Source organism: Methanosarcina barkeri 3 (assembly GCF_000970305.1).
Classification (GTDB): Archaea; Halobacteriota; Methanosarcinia; order Methanosarcinales; family Methanosarcinaceae; genus Methanosarcina; species Methanosarcina barkeri_A.
Genome location: NZ_CP009517.1, coordinates 22,519 through 44,452, shown reverse-complemented (window position 1 = coordinate 44,452; position 21,934 = coordinate 22,519). Strand labels below are relative to the sequence as shown.

Sequence of the window (21,934 nt, the reverse complement as noted above, 5' to 3'; positions counted from 1 at the left end):
TGAATATATATTGTATGAATAAACTCTCTGAATCATGAATCTGTATATAGCCCCTTCATTTAAATTAACAGCTTTTTCATGTCCTCATTGTAGTGCCATTGCTCACCAGTCATGGATTGATGTTTATGAGTACAATGAGTATAGTGGTAATTTTGGAGCCATTGAATGTATATGGTTAAGTCAGTGTGAAAATCCTAACTGCGGTAAACGATGTATATGGATTAACGAAAAACTCGTGTATCCTGGCTTATCTACAGCTCCGTTTCCTGAAGATGACATGCCCTCAGATGTGAAAGAGGATTTCTTAGAAGCTAGAGAGGTAGTAGAAACATCTCCAAGATCGGCAGCAGCGTTGTTAAGGCTTGCATTACAAAAGCTTATGAAACATTTAGGACAAGAGGGAAAAGATATTAACAAGGATATTGGGGAGCTGGTAAAAAAAGGTTTACCAGTGAAGATTAAATTAGCACTTGATTCTTTACGAGTTTATGGAAATGAAGCGGTTCACCCAGGAGAAATTGACTTAAAAGATGACAGAGAAACTGCTTTAAAATTATTCAAATTGTTGAATATAATCGTACATGATATGATAACTCAGCCTAGAGAGATTGAAGAATTATTCTACCGCCTCCCGCAATCAAAACTGGAAGGAATCAAAAATAGAGATAACAAATTATCTTGATTATTTCTGCTTCAATTGGGTTCCTTGGCACTGTCATGAATTTGCTGTAAATTCGAAATCAACTTTTTGTATACTCAGGTAAAAATTGAGCTTCTAATATGAAATATTCTACCTAATTACTTTTTGAGATTTGTTATTTTACAGAAATCATGCACATTGACGTAAGAGCATATAATATAAAGTTAAGTCTTCAAAAGTTTTGGAATTCACAAAATCGAATAGAAACTGCTCAATAACTCAAAAGATGGTATTTTTTGTCGTACAGTTGCAAAAAAGAAATATGCAAGAGGATTTAGAAAATATACTATCTTACTGATATGATCTATCTAAAATGGGAGCTAAAATTTAAATTATTCACATGACATAGCGAAGAGCCATATTGAAATTTACTTTCTATTTGCCGTTTTTTCAGTCTGTCTGTTTCTAAAAGATAGTTTTCTTCCTTTTCTGTGAATTAGAAATCCTCATAAGTTTGTGTTTTGAGAATTCAACATCAAGATAGCTGAATTTTACTTAGTATACAAGATTTGACGTTTGAATTTACAGAAAATTCAGTAAATTACCAAATATTAATATGAATTCGCTTCTATCGATGTAGAACCACCGTCTGCATTACCGCCGTTTCCACCCTTTCCTCCGGGCATTCCAATATTCAACCCAACGTGTCCTCCATTACCACCACTGCTGCCTCCTCCATTTGCAATATCTTTATTTCCATAAATATTTCCATTTCCACTGATATGGATACTTCCACCATTGGAAGAGCCGCCGTTACCGCCATTACCGCCATTACCACTTATATCTTGACTTGCTCCACCGCCATTGCCGCCGACTCCACCTTTCGAAAGCCCACCAACTGCTAAGTTCAGGTTTTGTAGCGCATTTCCGCCGATGCCGATGGTTCCGCCATTGGAAGAGCCGCCGTTACCACCATTACCGCCATTACCGCCGACTCCACTACCGGTTGCGTCACCGCCATTACCGCCGACTCCACCTTTCGAAAGCCCACCAACTGCTAAGTTCAGGTTTTGTAGTGCATTTCCGCTGTTACTGATGCTTCCACCATTGGAAGAGCCGCCATTACCACCATCACCGCCATTACCGCCGACTCCACTACCGGTTGCGTCACCGCCATTACCGCCGACTCCACCTTTCGAAAGCCCACCAACTGCTAAGTTCAGGTTTTGCAGTGCATTTCCGCTGTTACTGATGCTTCCGCCATTGGAAGAGCCGCCGTTACCACCATCACCGCCGTTACCTCCGACTCCATCACCAGTTGCGTCGCCGCCATTACCACCATTTCCACCTTTCGAAATCCCACCAACTGCTAAGTTCAGGTTCTGTAGTGCATTTCCGCTGTTGCTGATACTTCCGCCATTGGAAGAGCCACCATTACCGCCATTACCGCCATTACCGCCGACTCCACTACCAATTGCGTTACCGCCATTACCACCATTTCCACCTTTCGAAAGCCCACCAACTGCTAAGTTCAGGTTTTGTAGTGCATTTTCGCTGTTGCTGATGCTTCCACCATTGGAAGAGCCACCGTTACCGCCATTACCGCCATTGCCGCCGACTCCACCACCAACTGCGTCACCGCCATTACCACCATTTCCACCATCGGAATTTCCACCATTTGCGATGTTTAAGTTTCCTATTACATTTTCGCCGGTGATGGTACTTCCGCCATTGGAAGAGCCGCCGTTACCGCCATTACCGCCATTACCGCCGACTCCACTACCAGTTGCATCACCGCCATTACCACCGTTACCACCGTTTGCGGAGCCTCCATCTTCTGTTTTGTCATTACCAATTACAATTCCACCGTTTGCATTACCGCCATTACCGCCGGCTCCACCTTTTCCTCCATTTGTACCAGCACCATCAGATCCAGAATTTCCACCATTGGCAGATCCACCGTTAGCACTGCTACCAGTACCGACAACAAGGCCGCCATTAGCAAAACCAGCGAGTCCACCGTTACTTCCACCTCCATTAACTGCGCTTCCGCCGTTAGCAAAACCTTCACCTACGACAATACCGCCACCTCCGGTAACACCATTACCGCCATTAGCAGAACCTTCACCTACAACAAGACCACCAGTTGCACCACCAGTCCCACCGTCAGCAGATCCATCGCCATATACAATTCCAGCAGGTGTACCGTCAGGTCCAGCATTTGCAGAACCATGACCGATAACAAGACCACCGCTTCCGGTAGTTAAAATGAAATTTTCAGGTGTGTTGTTTGCTAGAACGCGTCCATCTACAGTAAAACTATTAGCACTTACTGCAGTCACTGTTGCTGATACCATTAAAAAAGCCGTAACACAAACTGTCACCATTTTTTTTATCCAATCAAATCCCCGTCTCTCCATAATCCTCATCCTTTGCTTGTTAATTGTCAAACAAAAAGAGTGGTGAGAATGCAGTCTCACCCACTTTTAACATCAACTTTTAATAACTCACCTTAACAGATCCACCTCAATTATGAGAGGTGCCTATAAAACCAACACACTTCCACCGTTTCCACCATTCGCTTGCCCGCCACTGGCGTCTAAAGTGTTTCCGAATACCAATACTGGAGCACTGTTATCTATAGTGGAGGTTGCACTGCTGGTTGGAGCGTTTGTTACATTGGATATAGCGTTGCCACCAGTTGCATTTCCTGCATTAGCATTCTGGGTGGCTGTCTGAGTATTTGAAACGGCGCCGCTAGTTGCAGCTCCTCCTGCACCACCAGTTTGATTATTTGTTACAGTGGCTGTATTGCCTCCAACAGTTGCAGATCCTCCTGCACCACCAGTTGCACTGGCTGTCTGATTGGCTGTATTGGTTCCAGTTACAGTTGACGCACCACCAGTTTGATTGGCTGTTTGAGTATTTGTGAGAGCGCCGCTAGTTGCAGTTCCTGCACCAGCAGTTTGGTTCAGACTGGACGTAGAGGCACCACCAGTTGAAGTTGATGCACCACCAGTTGAATTGGCTGTCTGAGTATTTGTGAGAGCCCCACCAGTTGCATTTGCTGCACCACCAGTTGAATTAGCTATCAGGCTGGACGTAGAGGCGCCGCCGGTTGCATTTGCTGCACCAGCAGTCTGATTGATTGCTGGATCATTTGTAAGGGCGCCAGTTGCATTTGCTGCACCAGCAGTCTGATTGATTGCTGGATCATTTGTAAGGTCGCCACCGGTTGCATTTGCTATACTAGATGAATTTGCTGTTGCTGCACCACCTGTACTTGTTGTATTCACTGCACTATTCACTGTATTGTTGTCGACCGTATTGTTGTCGCCTGTAATGTTAACTACAATGGTCAGCGGATCCAACAGACCCAAATCCAACGGCAAATCCACCAGAGCGGATGAGGACACAGAACCACCAGTTGCATTTGCTGCACCACTAGATGAATTTGCTGTTGTTGCACCACCGGTTGCATTGTTTGTCAGAGTGGCTGTATTGCTACCACTGGTTGCATTTACTATACCAGTTTGATTATTTGATAGATCGGCTGCATTGTTGCCACCAGTTGCATTTCCTGCACCGCCAGTTGAATTGGCCGATCCAGAATTTGTACTGCTGCCACTGCCACCAGTTGCATTTGTTGTACTAGTCTGATTGGATGATGGAGTGGCCGAAGAGGCCCCACCAGTTGAAGTTGATGCACCACCAGTTGAATTGAACGATCCAGAATTTGTATTGCTGCCACCTGTTCCATTTGCTGCACCACTAGTTTGAGTGGCTGTCGGACTGGCTGTATTGCTACCACCAGTTGAGTTTACTGGACCATTTTGATTGGTTGAAGTTGGATTAGCTGTAGCGCTGCCACCAGATGAATTTGCTGCACTTGCCGTACCACCAGTTTGAGTGTTTGGTAGAGTGGCTGTATTGCTGCCACCAGTTGAATCTGCACTGCTAGTTGTAACAGCTGCCGGATTAGCTGTATTGTTGCCACCAACTGAACTGACTGTACCGGCAGTTGTAGTGGTTGATGGATTAGCTGTAACGTTGCCGCTATTTGCGCTGGAACTGACATTGTTTACCGAGGGAGCTGAAACTGCGACTATAGAGGCAGTGCCGCCAGGAGCGCTTCCGCCGTTTCCACCGTTATTATTCACAACTGTCGTGCCTGGGATTGTCGTGACTGGGGTTTTGTCTTTGCCTATATTCAGATTATTGCTTCCAAAACTGCTTCCGAAACTTTTTCCAAGAAGGTCTCCGAGATTGCTTTTAATATCGTTATTGGATTGTTTCAAAGAGCTCTGGAGGCTCTGGATATTTATTTGTTTTGCACTTGCAGCTGCAACAGTAACCGATACTAAGAAAAAGGCGACCATCAATAGAACAAGCGCCTTCTTCACTTTTCCAAGTGTTATTCCCATATTACCTCTCCAAACGAATTTTATCCAAACGAATTTTATTCGTCACATTCGTCCTCTCTATTTTATTATCGATAAATATGTTTTTTAGTTTTCTAACTAGATTTTTTTATTATATAATAGACTTTTTTTTACATAAATTTTATTTATTTAATTATACAAGAATAATGAATATTATTCTTGTATATATTTATCTAATACCAAAATGCATTTCAGTACGAAATGAAAATAAATCTACAAGTATATAAGATTAATAGAATAGTTTCTTCTTAATAATTGTACCTTTTCGTAATTTAACTTTATTTATCTAAATTATACCATTTATTAATAATAATAGACTTCATGGAGCTTTAATGTAGATCATAACTAGCAATATTCCGGACCCCGACCTTTCTATTTAAAAGAGCCAAATCGGGATATTTTTGACCAACCTGTGAAAATGTAAAATAAGAAATGAATTTATAAATTGTTTTTAATTAATCATACAACCGTTTAGGGTTCCGTTGCAAAAAATATCAGAATCAGCATGTAAATCTACGGCAGTGTGCCACTTTTTCTGTAGAATCAGAAATCTTAGAAAGTTTGTGGTTTGAAAATCCCTGAGCAAGAGAACTGAATTTTGTTCAGTATACAAAAATTGAGCTTCTGATATATCACTGCCCAATTACTTTATGAAATTTATTATTTTACAGAAAATCATGTACACTGCCAAAACTGGCAGTGTCACGAATTTGCTCAAATAAAAGTCAAGTTTTGCATTTATTTAATTTACTGTTCTACGTCGTTGTCCCGATCCCTTTCAGAGGTCTTATTACGAGCACGACGAAGACGAAGATCACTAGAATCTCTACGATTTTTCTCCGGTTCGATTTTTAGTGCTTTCTCAAATGCTTGCAGAGCTTCACTGTACTTTTTAAGTATTCCCAGAATAATTCCTTTATTGTGCCATGCCTGTGCATTTAAGGGTTCGAGTTCTGTCACTTTATCAAACACTTGAAGAGCTTCATCGTATTTTCCGAAATTTCTCAGATTTACACCTTTCTCAATCAAAGCATCAATGTCATCTGACTTATGTAGAGATAATTTGAGAGCATTGTCGTTAATCATTGTATCATGCTCTTGATCCATTTTGACTTCCTTAACGAAGATCCTCACATCATATCGTGTTTTACCGTTTTTAGGGATATAATCCCGTCCAACGTAGCAATTACCAGTAACGCCTATTACCCTATCTGGAACCTCAATCCAAACATCGGCATCAAGGCAATGAAATCGGTTAGGAGATTCGGACATATTTTTACATCTCCATAGCACTCATGTGTTTTAAAGATATATAAAGGATAGTATCATTGTATATAAATAGTTAAAACAAGACAATCATGAAAAGTAGACATTCAAATAATAGAAGAAAAACAAAGTGAAAAAGAAGTGTGAAGAAGAATTATGAAGAAGTGTGGAAAAGAAGTGTGAAGAAGACCTACGAAGACATGCGAAGACATGCGAAGACATGCGAAGACATGCGAAGACATGCGAAGACATGCGAAGACATGCGAAGACATGCGAAGACATGCGAAGACATGCGAAGATGTGTGAAAAAGACGTATTAAGTATCTTAACGAAGAATTTAAAACACTTCTCGCTTTTACTTTAAAACATCTCTGAATTCATTTATCTCAAATAAATACGCCGTTTTAAGGTAAAAACACACATACTCCTGATGTAAGCCTGAATTGGGTTCATCTTCATAAACCCTGACACTCACGCCAGAAAGCCCTGAATTTACCACTTACCTGCCCGCAGTAAGTGTCCAGAGGCTTTTTCTTTAATATCAATCATCGGATTCATCACCCAGCAAAATGAAAAATTATGTCATTGCCTTCAAGAATGGAAAACTATGCCATTGCCTTCAAACAATCGAAGTTCTTGGGCTGCATACCTTTTGATGATATAGATCAATTTATGGACTCACTAGCGTCCTGTGGACTTTAAAATAATATTCAAAAACTTTTTTACACCAGTCTTTGAATCTATTATCGTAACCGATAAGCACATCGTCACGGTCAATTTTTCCGTCAGGCCCAGGCAACGCAAGTAGACCGAACCTGTCACTGACATTAATGACTATTTTAACCTCATCTATAGAACGGGCATCTATAGATTTCAGAACTCTTTCTGGAAAACCAGACATGAGGCTTTCACCAAGATTTTCTGGATAAATGACACGAAAACTCACTCCTTCGTTGATCTTCTTTTCTATGCGAGGTATGAAGTAATGAGGAAAACTATCAGTAAGGTACCAGGCATATTCATGAATCTCTTCGAAAAGTTGTGTCGTTTTGTTAACCAGCTCAAAAACTCCTTTGACAGCTTCTACTCCTTCAAAAGCATCAAACTCCTTGAGAAGTTGGGGAGGTATGGAAGATGTATCATGACGCAGGAAAAAATCTGACCTTTGAGCGATAATCTCCAGATTTGGTATTGACGATACTACCAACTTTCCGAAAGAAGTAAGTGAATAATATCCTTCGATATCCTTACAGATTAGACTACTTTTGAACAGACGGTTCAATTGCCTCGCTGCTTCAGGAGATGTAGTGTCTGTTATAGTTGTCAGCCGGGTGAATTTCAACGGTTCTTTCTCAAGAGCCTTTAGTATAGCAAGCCTGCTCTCGGATGACAGCTCGGAAAAAAGCTCGTGACTTTTCATTTCTTTACGTTCTGGCAATTATGTTACTTAGTTATATTAATGTGACTACTGTAACATCTGTTCCAGATTTTTTTTAAATAAACGCACTTGAGTATAAATGTTTGTGAAATAAATGGTCGAACAGGAACTTAATCGAACAAAGACCCGAATTCTTCAATGGACGTTTCCAGAAGTTGAAATCGTGAACACTATAAAAGCCAGAATGTTAAATAGAAAGGCATCAAGTGCGAAGAGCAAATCCGAAGAAATAATAAAAGCTTTCTCCCTGAAAATTGGCCAGCACATTGCAGATGTTGGCTCGGGTGGAGGCTATTTTTCATTCCTTTTTGCCAGAGATGTCGGCAGGGAAGGAAAGGTATACGCTATCGATACAAAAAAAGAGCTTCTTGACTTTATAAGAAGCAATTCAGACAAGAACGGTTTCCATAACATTATACCAGTACTTGCTGAAGACAACAGGTTCCCTCTTATGAGTAAAAAACTGGATCTGGTCTTTCTGCGTAATGTATACCATCACCTTCCCAACAGGGAAGTTTATTTCAGTGATCTGGTCAAATCCCTGAGCACCGGAGCAAAGATAGCGATTATCGATTATGACGGTAGGGGTAAATGGAGCTTCCACAGACTCTTCTGCCACTATGTCCCAAAAGCGACAATAGTTAACGAAATGACTGGGGCAGGATACCACCTGGTAGAAGACCACGCATTCCTTCCAGAACAGAGCTTCCTGATATTTTCAGTAAGCAAGAATGAAAATAACCAAAATCAAGAGGAGGCTCTACTTTGAAGACAGATGAGACTGCTTCGGAATCTAATATTTTAAGTGGAAAAGAGCGTAGGCTCGCTATGGGAGTTGTTCTGCTTGGACTTTTCATGTCCGTGCTGGATACTGTCATTGTAAGCATAGCACTGCCAGATATAACCGCTTACTTCGGGAACACGATCTCCGAATCACAATGGGTCGTAACTGCATATTTAATCACTATCACGGCATTTCTGATGATTTTTGGAAAGCTTTCTGCATACACGGGACTGAAAAAGATGTTCCTTGGAGGGATTGCTCTTTTTACAATCAGCTCTTTGGGTTGTGGTATAGCTCCTTCTCTTCCCATACTCATCACTTTCAGGATAGCTCAAGCAATTGGGGGCGCCATGGCAAGTTCTATCAGCATGGCCATTATATATAGGATTAACCCACCCGATACACAGGGAAAGGCAATAGGTATCATGGGTGCAACCGTAGCCATCGCAAGCCTTGCAGGTCCAGGTATTGGAGGTATATTAATCGAAGCTTTCAACTGGAGAGCCATTTTCTATATTAATATCCCGATAGGAATAATTGGACTCTTTTTAGGCATTCCCTATCTCAGAATAACAGATAGAAAGGAAAAAGGAGAGAACATAGATTGGACAGGAGCCATAAGCTTCGCAATTGGCATCACATCAGTTATGGTTCTGTTCGATGCAATCGCTACAAAAGGCATGTACTCTATGGAGGTTCTGGTATCTTTTACAGTAATGTTTTCAACATTCATGTTCCTGAAGTGGAATGAGAGACGACAGATAAATCCAATGCTTGATATTAGCGTTTTCCGTGAACCAATGTTTCTTCTGCCTCTCTTGAGCATGATCCTTTTCTTTGCTGCAGTTTTCATTCTGAACATAACCATGCCTTTCTATCTGGAGGAAGTTCTGGAATTTACCCCATTACATGTAGGAATGATTATGATGATCACTCCCGTTATCCTGGTGATTGGCTCTCCGATAATAGGATGGCTGTACGACCGTTCTCTATGGCAATACTTTTCAGTTATAGGACTATTAATATCCTTTTTAGCCCTGCTGGTATGTGCCTGGGCAATACTAAGTCAAAAATTGAGTATAATTATGCTCTCAATAGGTCTTTTTGCAACTGGTTACTCCTTTTTCCAGAGTCCCAATAATATTGAGATAATGCGAGGACTGCAAAAGGACAGAGCAGCTATCGCTTCAAGTATTGCAAATACAGGCAGGTACTTTGGAATGGCAGTCGGAGCATCTTTTGCATCTTTTATCCTTTCCACGAAGGCACTTCCTGAGATTAATATCAACAGCCTGACTTTATCCTCAGGAGTGGCATTGGTCATAGCTGCCCTACTATGTGTAATTGCTGCCTGGCCTTCATATATAAGGAACAGAAATAATTGATTTATCTGGACAATCCCATCTGTCCACAGTGATGAGAAAAATATTCATTCTTTAGTTTTCTTCAGTACCTCTGACACTCACGCCAGAAAGCCCTGAATTTCCCACTTACCTGCCCGCAGTAAGTGTCCAGAGGCCTTTCTTTGATCTCAATTGACAGGTTTGCCTCACCATCCCAGCTAAAATGGGCAATTATTCCCTTTCCTTCAAGAACACCGGAATTTCCGGATTGAACTTCGATTCCATAGTTCTGAAATTTTTTTTTCATGCAAGAAAATACATCAGGAGTTACATTTTTGAATTTAATCCCCTGGCAGCCCTCTGTGTCCAGTTTCCTTTCGCCCATAGTCTTAATCCAAAACTAATTCCTATGATATGAAACTGATTCTTATATTAGTCCTAAGCTAATTTCTAAATATCCTAAAGAGTTGAGGCAAAATATTACGAGCCATGGCAAGCTCTTACGAAAGCTCGCATTTTCTGGGCTGCGACTTCACAGCTGACAATGAAAGGTTTTTCCGTAATTGTAATGGTAAGATTAGACTGTCCATCCCATTCGAAACTCGCAGTAATTCCTTTGCCAGATAGTTCTCCTCTGTATCCTCCAGGGATGTAGATGCCATTGTCCTGAAGCTTTTTCTTCATACAGTTAAACGTATCAGGCTTAACATTACGAAATATTAGCGGTTTACAACTCATTATCCTGTCCTCCTAACCGATTTCTAAATGTTCCCCTAACGGATCACTAAATCATTCCCCTAACAGATCTCTAAATACCCTTAACAGATCTCTAAATACCCTTAACAGATCTCTAAAACTCTTACTCAACCGTAAAATCCAGTAAATAAGAATCTCGTTTTCCGGAAATAAAAGTGTGGTGTAATATGCCGTAAAAAAAGAATGAGTTGGGTCGAAGGCTGACCCTTAGTAATTAACTGAGAAGCAGCAGTTGAACTTAAAAGTAGCCGGACTTTGAAGTTAGCCAGACTACTCTATTGCCATTGCTACGAGTTCTACAATATCTATAACCTCGATATTCCCGCCTGCATCCCTGAGGTTCCTTACGCAGAGGGGGCAAGAGGTAACAATATAATCCACACCTTCCGGCACGTCTTTAAGCCTGTTTCTTGCAAGTTCAAGGGAAATGTCAGGATAACCTGTCCGCACTCCACCTCCGCCACCACAGCAACGTGCGTTTTCTTTAGTGTTTTTCATTTCCTTGAGAGTACAGATCGATTGGATAACCTTCCTTGGAGCGTCATAGACCTTGTTATGCCTGCCCAGATGGCACGGATCGTGATAAGTAACTGTAAGGTCAAGTTTCTTCAAATTAAGATCTTCCAGATGTTCGGCAAGGAATTCAGGGAGACTTATGACCTTAAGTTCTTCGGGATAGTTATTCTTAAGCGTTGTATAACAACCCGCACAGCTAGTGATAATTGTGTGCGCCCCTACTTTCCTGATCTGCTCAAGATTGTGCTGCATAACCTTTTCTGCATCCTCCCTAAATCCGGTACGCAGGAGTGGAGAGGCACAGCAATGCTCGTCAGGCAGAAGAGTTACGCCAAAGCGCTGCAGAATATCAAAGGTTTTTTTGGCAAACTCCGGGTAGCGGTAGGAATCGAAGCAGCCAACGAAATAAACATAATCTGACTTTTCGGGAAGTTTTGAACGTTCTGTTTCAGAAAGCCAGTGCTTACGGTCCCTTGTTTCACCAAAAGAGTTCCCATATGTTGTAATGGCAGATTTCAAATTTTTCTGGGCGTCAGTTGTGATACCGCATTTCACAAGCTGAGCACGAGTAGCTTCCACAACCTCAGGTGGGTTTGCTCCTGCAGGGCATTTGGAGGCGCAGATTCCGCAGGTTGTACAGGAAGCAAGGCTTGAGAGGACATCTTCGGAAGGAGGTCTTCCTTCAAGCAGGCTTTTAATGATGAGCATTCTGCCTCGTGTATTGGCAGATTCCCAGCCTACTACGTCAAACACAGGACAAACAGAGCGGCAAGTTCCGCACTGTACGCATCTATAAACCGACCTGCGATCAACCTCAAAGGGCTGCTTTTCGCTTTCACTATCGTTCTCGTTTATTTTTTTTGGGGTTATTTTAATTTTTTCTGTTTCTTTTGTCTGTTCAGTTTCCTTTTTTCCTTCGTTTTTCATTGTTCTCACAACCCCAGTTTACCCGGATTCAGTATACCTTTCGGGTCAAGGACTTTTTTAATCGCACGCATTACCTCAAGTGCGGGTCCCCATTGAGCTTTCATGTATTCAGCCCTGGCTGCACCTATCCCATGTTCGGAGCTAACTGTGCCTCCAAGCTCAATCGCTGTCCTGTGGACCAGGTCTGCAGCTTTATTCAGGCGATCCCATTCATCTTTATTTAAAACATCAATGAATAGGGCGAGATGCAGGTTTCCGTCTCCTATATGCCCGTATTTCATAGCAGGCAGGTTGAATTTCTCAGCGATTTCCTGCGCTCGTTTTAGCAGTTCCGGAATTTGCTTTATGGGAACTCCCACATCTTCTCCTACATAGATGCGGCTTTTCGTCGGGTCCAGGCGCGAAACCGCAGCTCCTACGAGTTTTCTGGCTGCCCAGATATCTGCCATTTCCTTTTCACTTTCCGCAAGCCTTATGGAAAGAGCCAGAGGAGCACAGACTGCCATTATTTGTTCTGCGGCTTCACGTGCCGAGTTTTCTGTGCCATCAACCTCAAAAAGAATCACATCACCTTCTGAAGGAAGCACAAGTTTCGGGTCGTAACGTTTGAGAACCTGCAAGGAAACTCTGTCCAGAATCTCGCAAGCTGAGGGAATAACCCCGTGTGAGAAGGTTTTTACAACTGCCTGTCCTGCAGTTTCTGCATTCTCAAAGGAAGCAATTACCAGTTTTCGAGTTTTCGGGAGAGGGGCAATCTTCAGCCTGGCTTTCGTGACAATGCCTAATGTGCCTTCCGAACCTACAATAAGCTGGGTCAAATCATATCCTGCTGCGGATTTAAGCATCTTTGAACCGGTATGGATAACTGTTCCGTCCGCAAGCACTACTTCAAGATCGCGAACATAGTTTCTGGTAGTGCCATACTTAACGCAACGCATTCCGCTTGCATTGTAAGCTATCATACCCCCGATAGTGCACATGGCTGAACTGCCAGGATTGGGAGGAAAGAAAAAGCCATACGGTTTTAGTGTTTCGTTTAAAGTATCCTGAATAATCCCGGGTTCTACCAGGACCTGAATATTATCAATATCGATTTCAAGAATCCGGTTCATGCCAGACATATCCAGCACAATGCCACCTTTAACAGGGACTGCACCACCTGCAAGTCCTGTGCCTGCTCCCCTTGCGGTCACAGGGATCTCATTCTCGTAGGCAAGCCTGACAATCCGGCTTACTTCGTCTGTGCTTTTCGGGCGTACCACGTAATCAGGTATTCCCTTGACCTGGGATGCGTCAGAAGAATAACAATAAAGTTCCGAAGGAGAGACAGAAAGTCGTCCACCAACGATCTTTTGAAGTTCTGCAGTTATATCCATTCTAGACCTCAAATTGGAATTCAGATGTGAAAAATAGGATTTCTGTCACGGCTTGAGACAGACAATGACAGGTGAATGAAAGATGAGTTGCAGCAGATAATCAAGATTAATAATATATAAGAATATACCATCCTCCTTCCCTCTAAAGAGTACCATTCTTCTGAAGAGCACTATTCTCCTTCTAAAGAATATCATTCTCCGTGAAGAATATCATTCTCTTTCTGAAGAATATATTTTCCTTCTGAAAAGTTATCAAATAAACCGTAAAACTGAGCATCCTCTGGTTTTAGAAAAATGGGAAATAAAAGAAACCTTAGGCGAAAGTGCAGGACAAACCTTTACATTCTGGTAGACATAAGAGGACAAACATGACACGATACTTTGAGATAGAACAAAGAGACGGAGCAGCAAGGATCGGAAAACTTCTGCTGTCCCCCGAGCTTCGTACGCCCTGCATTTTAAGTACGGCGGAACTCGGAAAGTTTGAAAATCCCGGCCCTGTTGTTGATGCAGGGAGTTTCTGGGGTGTGAAATCCGATGTAGAGCTTGAAACACACATAAAGCAAATCCGTGAAAAAGCAGGAAATGGAACTCTCATAATCCTGCCGCATCAAGCTTACCCACCTGCAATTCCAATCGAATCCCTCCGAAAAGTCGAAAAATTTACTGCCCTTAATAGCGAAAACACCGAAGATACAGGCCCTACAGGCTCTCTCCTGAGAGTAGGAGGAAAGCCTGAGAAAGCCGACCTGTATATAATGGAAGGGGCAGGTACTATGGAAAACAACGCACGAAGATTTCTCGAGACCGTAATAGAGCTTAGAAACCAGATTCCCCCTGATACAGCTCTTTATGCCCCAAACCTCGCACTTCCTGAAAATATAGCTATGCTGGTTTACTTCGGAATCGATGTTCTGGACGATACCAGAGCGGAAATCGCAGCTTATTCTGACATCTACCTGACAGCAGCAGGTAGATTCTATCTCGACTCCCTAACAGAGTTTCCTTGCAGATGCAGGGTATGTGCTGAAAGTACGCCCGTAGAAATTGGGAAGCTTCCAAAAACTGAGAGAGCAAAATTCCTTTCAGCTCATAACAGGAATGCTCTCGAAGCCGAACTCTCCCTTGTGAGAGAGAGGATAAGGGCGGGAACATTGAGAGAATATATTGAAGGCCAGTGCAGGGTTAAGCCCTGGCTAACAGCCCTGTTAAGACTTGGGGATTTCCAGTACTCTTACCTTGAAGAAAGAGTTCCTGCTTTTCGACAAAACCAGTTGCTTGCAGATACCTCAGAGGCCCTATCCCGAATCGAAGTGGCAAGATTTGCACAGCGCATACAGGAAAGGTATACACCTCCAGAGCTTGAGATTCTCCTACTTTTCCCCTGTGCAGCCAAAAAACCTTACTCAACTTCCCAGTCTCATCAAAAGTTTATTCTGGCCCTAGGAAAGTATCGGAAATTTGTCCATGAAGTGATTTTAACCTCACCTCTTGGAATAGTGCCCAGAGAACTGGAATTAACATACCCAGCAGCCCATTATGACACTGCGGTTACAGGTCACTGGGACGAAGAAGAAAAAGCCTGGGTTTCCGGTTGTCTTGAGGCATATCTCTCAAAACACAGGTATAGATCCATAGTTGCCCATGTAGAAGGGGCATACAAAGAAATCTGTGAACGAGCAGCGAGCAAACTTGGGATTGAAATAACCTATACTGCTACAGGAAACCTTGTGTCTATGGATGCGCTTTCAAACCTTAAGAGGACAGTTGAGTCTATATGTATATCTGAAAACTTCAGCAAGAAAAGCCTGAACGCGGAAGAAGACAAGAAGAACTTTGTGAGAGCGATTGCAGAATATCAGTTCGGTAAAGATGCTTCACTTCTTTTCTCTGAAGAGGCAGGAAAGCTTGCAGTTAAAGGTCGCTTTCCCAAGTATCAGCTCTTTTCTGGAAAAAAACAACTTGCAACCCTTGTTCCTCAATACGGAATGCTTGCTCTTTCCCTTGAAGGAGCTGAAAGGATGCTAAAAAGTGGGAAATACCTGGTAACAATTGATGATTTTCTCCCACGCGGTTCCATCCTTGCCCCAGGAGTTACTCAGGCTGATCCGGAAATACGGCCTAATGATGAGGTAATTGTACTTGGCAAAAAAGCTCTCTGTGTAGGGCGAGCTGTGATGAGCGGAGAAGAAATGGTGAAATCCACTAGAGGAGTTGCAGTGGATGTCAGGCATATCAAGAAACTCTGAGCTTACACACGGATCTTTAAAATAAGTTCTATTGAAATTAGTTCTATTGAAATTAGTTCTATTGAAATTAGCTCTACTAATTTCAGTTTTACGAAAACAAGTCCTACAAAAGTTAATTTTACTGAAATCTGGATTGAAGGACTTCGGAAAAACTCTATAAGAGATTTTACCCTTAGAAGAAATAATAAAATGGTAGGAATATATTAGATATTATGATAAGGCGTTTTGCACCTGAGGACTTCCAGGAAGTAGTTGAAATTGAAGGTGAGGCCTTTTCGGAGCACAACTCCCTCTTGTACATGAGTTTTTATGAAACCGTGGGAGATGGTTTCCTTGTAGCGGAGCAGCATGGAAAAGTCGTGGGGTATGTAGTAGGCTACCGTTCTGGAGAAAACGAAGGGCATGTTTTTTCTGTCGGTGTTAAAGAAGAACATCGGGGGAGAGGAATAGGTACATCACTAATTCACGCTATCTGTGATATATTTGTTGCAAACGGACTTCGATACGCAAGGCTCGAAGTAAGAAACAGTAACAAAGGAGCACAAAAATTATATAGGTCCATAGGATTTGTATCCTGCTGGACCGAAAAGAAATACTACTCAGATGGAGAGGACGGGATGGTGATGAAGATGCACCTTCATCCTTATCGCCTCTTAATTTCAAAACAAAAATATCTGGAATCTATAATTTCAGATAACGAATTCTTTGTCACCTTCAAGGACCCTGTCAGTTATTACCCATGAGCTTGATGACGGAATTCAGCGAATCCCTCACGTGAGCTGGTGTTTCCTCAAAGATAGGGTCGTCCCGGGACATGAGAGTCGCAAGCTCGCCTCCTAAAATGAAAATTGCGCGCTTGTGATCCGCCTTGCTCCGGTGAATGTGTACAGGGCTTATGGATAAAGCCTTGTAGTCATCGAATTCGTGTGTTACCCCGTGCCTTTCAAAATATCTCTTCATCTGGGCCATATACGTGTGTAGTTGTATTAGCTCTTCCTTGTGCATAGCGAACAGACCTACAATTTTACAAGATCAATTTAATATTATCTTGAATCGGATAAAAGAATTATCCGAGGAAATGAACTTCCTAGTTTTACATTATAAACTTTTCCATATAATGTATATGATAAATAATGAAGGATTATGGCAGAAAGTGTGAAGTTTAACACTATGGTGTGAAACAATACTAAATCGTAGTGATCCTATGAGTTCCATGTATAAATATTACATATGGGATGACAGTCCAGACGAAATTGACTTAGAAGATGGAAAGTATAGGAATATTAGTTATAGAAAAGCTAGAATGGAAAAGTCAAGACACATGGAAAAAGCCGGATTTTCAAAAAATAAAAAATTTGAATTAAAAAATGAAAAGGGAGGGAAGATTAAGAGAAGATAAGTAAAAAGGGGAAATTAAGAGAAAGGTACTAAAAAGGGGAAATTAAGAGAAAGGCATTAAAAAAGGGAAATTAAAAAAAGGCACTGAAAAAAGGGAATTAAAAAGGAATAAGTATTGAGAGAAATAAAGGTCTCTCAAAGCATGCTTGCGGTCAAAACTTCCATATCAGCAGGAACCTTGGCTATATTTCCTATCTTTACACCTATAAGATTCTTAATTGCGTTACTTGAGGCAATATCAACGAGTCTCTGAGTAATTACGCCATCAAAAACTACACTCTGGATATTGTCTTTATAAGTTTTCAGCCTGCTCGCAAGGTCCCTAACTGCAATCTCCTCTATTATTTTATCCTGAGAATCAAGAATTCTAGCCGTTAAAGTTCCTTTTAGAGCTTCGACATGAGGTCTGAACCTGGCGGCTTCACGCGAAACCGGGACAGTTTTTACCGGGGCAGGAGAGACCCTGACCGCCTCACCTCCAGGAACTTTAACGGTTGCCGGAACTTTCTCAACAGGTTTTTCTCTGGGAACTCTGACAGCGGCAGGAACTGCCCTTGATGAAATCTGAGGTTTTGCGACAACAGATCTTGTTTTGACTTTTTCTATAGTCGCAGGAACTGTTTCCAAGACTCTTTCAGCAGTTTTTTCAGTAACCTTTTCAAAAGCTTTTACAGGCACTGCTCCTTTCGTTTCTTCTTCCTGGAATTCCTCCCCATAAAGATCTGGCTTTGAAGAGACTCTGTGAACTTTAATACGCTTGTGCAACTTCTTTTCGGCAATCCTGGGAGCAATTTCAGGTGCCCTGATCTTTCTTTTAGAGCTCCTCTCCACTCTGCAGGCGCTTTCTTCATTTTCCCTCTCCTGAATTCCGTATTTCTCGATAATCTGTTCTACAGGAACTTTCCGACGAAGAGCTCGTATAACTTCTTTCTGGACAAGATCTTCAACGCATTTTCCGTCGGGGGCACGGGCAACATAGTCAATATCTGCCACTTGAAGGAGTTCACGTATTATAAGTTCTCCTCCACGGTCTCCGTCAGTAAAAGCTGTTACTGTTTTCTTCTTAGTTAGCTCTGCAACTTCTGGAGGAATGTTTGTCCCTCCTACACAAATGGTATTCTTTATACCATAGCGGAGCAGGTTCAGAATGTCAGCTCTCCCCTCAAGAATAATGATAGCGTCTGAGTTAAGTACATTCGGTCCACAGGGAATTCTGGACTTTCCATAGTAAGTGAGTTCATCGACTCTTACAGACTGTCGGACTTCATCCGCCAGTTCCTGGGATTCGGGCACGGTTTCATCAAACATCTTGGTAAAAATGAGTTTTGCCCTTTCGATAATCTTCTTTCGCTTTACAGCTCTTACATCTTCTACCTGGAAAACCTCAATTTTGGCGCTGCATGGCCCCACTCTGTCAATAGTCTCAAGTGATGCGGCAAGAATTGAAGTTTCGACTTTATCAAGGCTTGAGGGAACAAAGATATTTCCTTTAGTCTTTCCTCCTTTAGCCGTAACCATTACCTCGATCCTGCCAATCCTACCGGTTTTTTGCAGGTCACGGAGATCAAGATCAGCCCCAAGTAATCCCTCAGTTTGCCCAAAGATCGCACCTACGATATCAGGACGTTCAATTACCCCATCCGCATTAATCTTAGAATGAATGATGTATTTTGTAGTATCCGTATTTTGCATGTGAATTCTCCTCATATATTGTGAATGATTTATCGTGATAATTTTATTAAATTAAAATCGCTAGGAATTCCATTCCTAACAATTAAATTCATCGCAATTGTGAACTTGTTCCAATAATTGCGCTTTTTGGTTTTGTGAATTATATCCGCCGAGTTTCCTGACATTATAAACTATTCATTAGGTTCCGAAAACTCGTAAAGCCCTGAACAATGCAAAAATAGTAAAAAATCAGATTTATATCAGATCAGGGATAAAACACCCTTGAAGGAGCAGGTTTGAGAATTAACTATGGCTGTAGCCGGAAAGATAGTTCCGAACCTGCCTGGAAGTTTTCAATATACTTATGCCAGGAGACCTGGATCCGGGTAGAGTGCCAGAAATTCATGCTATCGAGTGGACTCTTACCTTATGAGAACCTGGTAAAGTTCCAGACCTGAATTAGCCTGGCTTAAGTCTCTCTTAGATCGAGAATTTCTCAACTTTCAAGTGAGCAGATAATAACTTGCGTTGTTTCTAAAGCTTTCCAATATCTGCCCGAAAACCCTTTCCCTAACATAAGTTTTTGTTATAACTCTGAGATAAATTTCAGAGCCAGAAGTCAAAAAATGTGTTAACTTTTCAATTAACCTGATGCTACGATTTTCAAGAAATACCCTTAAAAACGGATAATTCGAGCATGAAGCCGATATATGCCAGACACCTTATTCCGTGGTTTAGGGGCTTGTAGTGGTAACTGATAAGTGGTAAGTGAAGTGAAATTTGTATCAGGTTTATCGAGAGTACTTTTTGACTTAGTACTTTTTGACTTAGCACTTTTTGACTTTTACTTCATGGGTGAAGATATATGAATTAAAGTTCTACGTTGAGTGGTTATTTTAACCCTGAGTATAATGTAGTAAATCTGAAGTTTTTATTATTATTTGCATGTGAATTAATTATATTGGATTATCTTTACGAATTTAGCAATGGTGATTAGGTGAAGTTGTTAATCAATGATATAATCTGACAGAACAGTCCCTCCCACCTTTAAAGGAGTCTTGGCAACTGAGGAAACCTGTACGTCACGTATTTTTAAATTCATGTAATTAATGCCTGCAGGATTTAAGAACTTTGTGGTTATTTAAAAAGTTTTATCAAATTAAAGTCATTTTTCATGCCGGTGTCTTAAAGAGAAGGTACTTTCAAAACAACTCCAGAAGAAGTCCTTTAGAATAGGTCAGAAGAAACTCAAAAAACTTAAAAAATAATAGAGTCGAAAATTTAGAAAAGTATATATAAAAAAAAAGACTTGTAAAAAATTGAACGGGCGAGACATAGAAACTTTTTTATGTACTAACCCCCCACTCCCAAACTCGCTCGTTCAGCCCCCCCCTGAATACTATTGCTCCTTTTCGTGATTTTCCGGAATATGTCAGAGACCTATTTTCACGTGGGAGAAATAGATTTTCAAGTAACCTGTCCTTCAAGAAGTTCTTGATTAAGTAATCTTGATAAATCGCTTTGAGAATTCCCTACTCACTAACCTCAAAGTTTCTCGGTCACTTAAAAACTTATAATAGGTGTAAAACACAATTAATGAGAGTATGGGAAGCGATTTTGGCACAGAAAATACTATACACGAAACCCGGAAACCAGCCGAAATTGATGGAAAATTTCAGGAGGCAGTATCTGCACAGAAACTAGAAGAAGATCCTGTAAAAGTGGTTATTATAGGAGGGGGAGCCTGTGGCATGGCGGTTGCTACCAAAATTCGAAGACAGAGTGATTTTAAGATTACAGTGATTTCAAGAGATTCACATACTGCTTATAGCCATTGCGGAATCCCTTTTGTTCTGGGACGGGAAATTGAGAGTTTTGAAAAATTAATAGTGAAACCAAAAGATTTTTTCAAAAGAAATCAAATAGATGTTAGGCTAAACGAGTGCGCCAGCTCAATAGATCTGGATTTAAAAGTTGTTCGGACAGGAGAAGGGATTTATCCTTTTGACAAACTTGTTATCGCCACAGGCAGTCTACCCTTTATACCTCTGACAGGCAGCACAAATATTCTCCCTTATGGTGTTTTTACTCTGAGGAGTCTTGATGATGGAGTACTTTTCGAAAAAGCCCTGGAAACTGTTAAGAGAGTCTGCATAATAGGTGGAGGGACAATAGGAATAGAGTGTGCAGTGGCACTTTCAAGAAGGGGAATTAAAACCTACCTCATAAGCCGAAGTAAAAACCTGCTTTCCAGACAACTGGACCCAGACATTTCCGAAATCGTAAGAGAACATTTGAAAAGTCTAGGGATTGAAGTCGTTTCTGGGGAGCCTGCAGCTTTTCCTGAAAATTTCCGGAAAGAAAAAACACTATATGTAGGGAATAGGCAGCTTCCTGCAGATCTTGTACTTCTTGCAAGTGGAGTTAGACCTGAGATATCCCTTGCCCTGGATGCTGGTATCGAAATCGGAAAGGCAGGAGGAATAATTGTAAATGAAATGCTCCAGGTTAAGGCAAGAAATAAGGCAGGAGAAGAATTTCTTCCCTACGTGTATGCAGGTGGGGAATGTGTAGAGGTAATAGACCTTATAACAGGAGAAGCAAAATTAGGTCAGCTGGGTACAACAGCTAGGCATATGGCCGACATAATCGGCAATAATATCACAGGAAAATATACTCCACTCGGGCCGCTTGTCAATCCCTGGGTAGCCGTGGCAGGAGACTTACAATTTGGCGGAGTTGGTATTACCTCAAAAGAGGCTCAAAGCCACGGAATAAAGATAAGCACAGGATTCTCCGCTGGGCGTACAAGAGCTTCCTATTATCCGGGCTGGAAAGATCTGTACATTAAACTTCTGTTTAAAGACGATGTTCTGGTAGGTGCACAGCTTGCCGGAGGAGAAGGGATAAAGGAAAGAATCGATACCTTTTCTCTTGCAATTCGCAAGACAACTACAATTAGAGACCTTCTTGACCTGGAAACTTGCTATGCACCACCCGTCTCTATGCTTGTGGACCCTCTCAGACCAGCTGTAAAAGCTGCAATCCGAAATAAAAAAGAAAGGAAGGAAACAGAAGAAAAGTAAAAAAGGAAACAGAAGAAAGGTGAAAAAGAAAACAGAAGAAAG

At 41.6% G+C, this 21,934-nt stretch carries 18 protein-coding genes and 1 pseudogene; 8 read left to right on the top strand and 11 right to left on the bottom strand.

Annotated elements, in window-relative coordinates; all coding sequences use genetic code 11:
* The first annotated feature begins 34 nt into the window (after positions 1-34).
* The gene (locus MSBR3_RS00190; protein ID WP_048105611.1) at positions 35-682 is read left to right on the top strand and encodes a DUF4145 domain-containing protein; all 648 of its coding nucleotides are present in this window, start codon (positions 35-37) and stop codon (positions 680-682) included.
* 569 nt (positions 683-1,251) lie between these two features.
* On the opposite strand, the gene MSBR3_RS00185 is transcribed toward MSBR3_RS00190, so the two are convergent.
* The 4 genes from MSBR3_RS00185 to MSBR3_RS00170 form a co-directional block, all read right to left on the bottom strand.
* The gene (locus tag MSBR3_RS00185; protein WP_052723212.1) at positions 1,252-3,060 is read right to left on the bottom strand and encodes a hypothetical protein; all 1,809 of its coding nucleotides are present in this window, start codon (positions 3,058-3,060) and stop codon (positions 1,252-1,254) included.
* A 123-nt stretch (positions 3,061-3,183) separates the two neighbouring features.
* Positions 3,184-5,064: a beta strand repeat-containing protein gene (locus MSBR3_RS00180; RefSeq protein ID WP_048105610.1), complete on the bottom strand. Its 1,881-nt coding sequence runs from the start codon at positions 5,062-5,064 to the stop codon at positions 3,184-3,186.
* Positions 5,065-5,829: 765 nt separating this feature from the next.
* Complete coding sequence (locus MSBR3_RS18695) at positions 5,830-6,354, bottom strand: tetratricopeptide repeat protein (protein ID WP_052723211.1); 525 nt, start codon at positions 6,352-6,354, stop codon at positions 5,830-5,832.
* Positions 6,355-7,018: 664 nt separating this feature from the next.
* On the bottom strand, positions 7,019-7,786 hold the full coding sequence (locus MSBR3_RS00170; RefSeq protein ID WP_155396594.1) for a helix-turn-helix transcriptional regulator: 768 nt from the start codon (positions 7,784-7,786) through the stop codon (positions 7,019-7,021).
* A gap of 94 nt (positions 7,787-7,880) precedes the next feature.
* Between MSBR3_RS00170 and MSBR3_RS00165 the strand changes: the two genes are divergently transcribed.
* Complete coding sequence (locus tag MSBR3_RS00165; protein ID WP_052723210.1) at positions 7,881-8,555, top strand: class I SAM-dependent methyltransferase; 675 nt, start codon at positions 7,881-7,883, stop codon at positions 8,553-8,555.
* A complete protein-coding gene (locus MSBR3_RS00160) occupies positions 8,552-9,955 on the top strand; it encodes an MFS transporter (protein WP_052723209.1) in 1,404 nt (467 codons plus the stop codon). The genes MSBR3_RS00165 and MSBR3_RS00160 overlap by 4 nt, the downstream gene beginning before the upstream one ends.
* A gap of 61 nt (positions 9,956-10,016) precedes the next feature.
* On the opposite strand, the gene MSBR3_RS00155 is transcribed toward MSBR3_RS00160, so the two are convergent.
* The 4 genes from MSBR3_RS00155 to MSBR3_RS00140 form a co-directional block, all read right to left on the bottom strand.
* A complete protein-coding gene (locus tag MSBR3_RS00155; RefSeq protein WP_048105608.1) occupies positions 10,017-10,298 on the bottom strand; it encodes a hypothetical protein in 282 nt (93 codons plus the stop codon).
* 95 nt (positions 10,299-10,393) lie between these two features.
* A complete protein-coding gene (locus MSBR3_RS00150) occupies positions 10,394-10,651 on the bottom strand; it encodes a hypothetical protein (protein ID WP_048105607.1) in 258 nt (85 codons plus the stop codon).
* A gap of 288 nt (positions 10,652-10,939) precedes the next feature.
* Entirely contained in the window at positions 10,940-12,112 is a 1,173-nt protein-coding gene (locus tag MSBR3_RS00145; RefSeq protein ID WP_048105606.1) for a (Fe-S)-binding protein, read from the bottom strand.
* 5 nt (positions 12,113-12,117) lie between these two features.
* On the bottom strand, positions 12,118-13,488 hold the full coding sequence (locus tag MSBR3_RS00140; protein WP_048105604.1) for an FAD-binding oxidoreductase: 1,371 nt from the start codon (positions 13,486-13,488) through the stop codon (positions 12,118-12,120).
* A 368-nt stretch (positions 13,489-13,856) separates the two neighbouring features.
* Here MSBR3_RS00140 and arcS point away from each other — a divergent pair, with 368 nt between their 5' ends.
* Positions 13,857-15,737, top strand: coding sequence for an archaeosine synthase subunit alpha (arcS, locus tag MSBR3_RS00135; protein ID WP_048105602.1), 1,881 nt, complete (start codon positions 13,857-13,859; stop codon positions 15,735-15,737).
* Between the two features lie 24 nt (positions 15,738-15,761).
* Here arcS and MSBR3_RS21670 read toward each other — a convergent pair.
* Positions 15,762-15,854, bottom strand: a pseudogene (locus MSBR3_RS21670) (pentapeptide repeat-containing protein); the annotation flags it as partial.
* A 95-nt stretch (positions 15,855-15,949) separates the two neighbouring features.
* Here MSBR3_RS21670 and rimI point away from each other — a divergent pair.
* Positions 15,950-16,480 (top strand): ribosomal protein S18-alanine N-acetyltransferase, encoded by a 531-nt coding sequence (gene rimI / locus MSBR3_RS00130; RefSeq protein ID WP_048105600.1) that lies wholly within the window; start codon positions 15,950-15,952, stop codon positions 16,478-16,480.
* Here the strand turns inward: rimI and MSBR3_RS00125 are convergent.
* Positions 16,464-16,742, bottom strand: a complete 279-nt coding sequence (locus MSBR3_RS00125; RefSeq protein ID WP_048105598.1) for a UPF0058 family protein — start codon at positions 16,740-16,742, stop codon at positions 16,464-16,466. The genes rimI and MSBR3_RS00125 overlap by 17 nt on opposite strands.
* Positions 16,743-16,941: 199 nt before the next feature.
* On the opposite strand from MSBR3_RS00125, the gene MSBR3_RS00120 reads away from it, so the two are divergent.
* A complete protein-coding gene (locus MSBR3_RS00120) occupies positions 16,942-17,136 on the top strand; it encodes a hypothetical protein (RefSeq protein WP_155396592.1) in 195 nt (64 codons plus the stop codon).
* A gap of 134 nt (positions 17,137-17,270) precedes the next feature.
* On the opposite strand, the gene dnaG is transcribed toward MSBR3_RS00120, so the two are convergent.
* Positions 17,271-18,827, bottom strand: coding sequence for a DNA primase DnaG (gene dnaG, locus MSBR3_RS00115; RefSeq protein ID WP_048105596.1), 1,557 nt, complete (start codon positions 18,825-18,827; stop codon positions 17,271-17,273).
* A gap of 275 nt (positions 18,828-19,102) precedes the next feature.
* On the opposite strand from dnaG, the gene MSBR3_RS19705 reads away from it, so the two are divergent.
* Both MSBR3_RS19705 and MSBR3_RS00110 read left to right on the top strand, forming a co-directional pair.
* The gene (locus tag MSBR3_RS19705) at positions 19,103-19,264 is read left to right on the top strand and encodes a hypothetical protein (RefSeq protein WP_155396590.1); all 162 of its coding nucleotides are present in this window, start codon (positions 19,103-19,105) and stop codon (positions 19,262-19,264) included.
* Between the two features lie 1,146 nt (positions 19,265-20,410).
* Positions 20,411-21,892 carry an NAD(P)/FAD-dependent oxidoreductase gene (locus MSBR3_RS00110; protein ID WP_048105595.1) on the top strand — a complete coding sequence of 494 codons (1,482 nt, stop codon included), beginning with the start codon at positions 20,411-20,413 and terminating at the stop codon, positions 21,890-21,892.
* The last annotated feature ends 42 nt before the right edge of the window (positions 21,893-21,934 follow it).

What these genes read in the sequence shown, in the direction of transcription:
- MSBR3_RS00180 (WP_048105610.1), bottom strand. Translation starts at nt 5,064, where the DNA reads ATGGGAATAACACTTGGAAAAGTGAAGAAGGCGCTTGTTCTATTGATG.
- rimI (WP_048105600.1), top strand. Translation starts at nt 15,950, where the DNA reads ATGATAAGGCGTTTTGCACCTGAGGACTTCCAGGAAGTAGTTGAAATT.
- MSBR3_RS00185 (WP_052723212.1), bottom strand. Translation starts at nt 3,060, where the DNA reads ATGGAGAGACGGGGATTTGATTGGATAAAAAAAATGGTGACAGTTTGT.
- MSBR3_RS00110 (WP_048105595.1), top strand. Translation starts at nt 20,411, where the DNA reads ATGGGAAGCGATTTTGGCACAGAAAATACTATACACGAAACCCGGAAA.
- dnaG (WP_048105596.1), bottom strand. Translation starts at nt 18,827, where the DNA reads ATGCAAAATACGGATACTACAAAATACATCATTCATTCTAAGATTAAT.
- MSBR3_RS00155 (WP_048105608.1), bottom strand. Translation starts at nt 10,298, where the DNA reads ATGGGCGAAAGGAAACTGGACACAGAGGGCTGCCAGGGGATTAAATTC.
- MSBR3_RS00125 (WP_048105598.1), bottom strand. Translation starts at nt 16,742, where the DNA reads ATGCACAAGGAAGAGCTAATACAACTACACACGTATATGGCCCAGATG.
- MSBR3_RS00145 (WP_048105606.1), bottom strand. Translation starts at nt 12,112, where the DNA reads ATGAAAAACGAAGGAAAAAAGGAAACTGAACAGACAAAAGAAACAGAA.
- MSBR3_RS00120 (WP_155396592.1), top strand. Translation starts at nt 16,942, where the DNA reads ATGAGTTCCATGTATAAATATTACATATGGGATGACAGTCCAGACGAA.
- MSBR3_RS00190 (WP_048105611.1), top strand. Translation starts at nt 35, where the DNA reads ATGAATCTGTATATAGCCCCTTCATTTAAATTAACAGCTTTTTCATGT.
- MSBR3_RS00165 (WP_052723210.1), top strand. Translation starts at nt 7,881, where the DNA reads ATGGTCGAACAGGAACTTAATCGAACAAAGACCCGAATTCTTCAATGG.
- MSBR3_RS00140 (WP_048105604.1), bottom strand. Translation starts at nt 13,488, where the DNA reads ATGGATATAACTGCAGAACTTCAAAAGATCGTTGGTGGACGACTTTCT.
- MSBR3_RS18695 (WP_052723211.1), bottom strand. Translation starts at nt 6,354, where the DNA reads ATGTCCGAATCTCCTAACCGATTTCATTGCCTTGATGCCGATGTTTGG.
- arcS (WP_048105602.1), top strand. Translation starts at nt 13,857, where the DNA reads ATGACACGATACTTTGAGATAGAACAAAGAGACGGAGCAGCAAGGATC.
- MSBR3_RS00150 (WP_048105607.1), bottom strand. Translation starts at nt 10,651, where the DNA reads ATGAGTTGTAAACCGCTAATATTTCGTAATGTTAAGCCTGATACGTTT.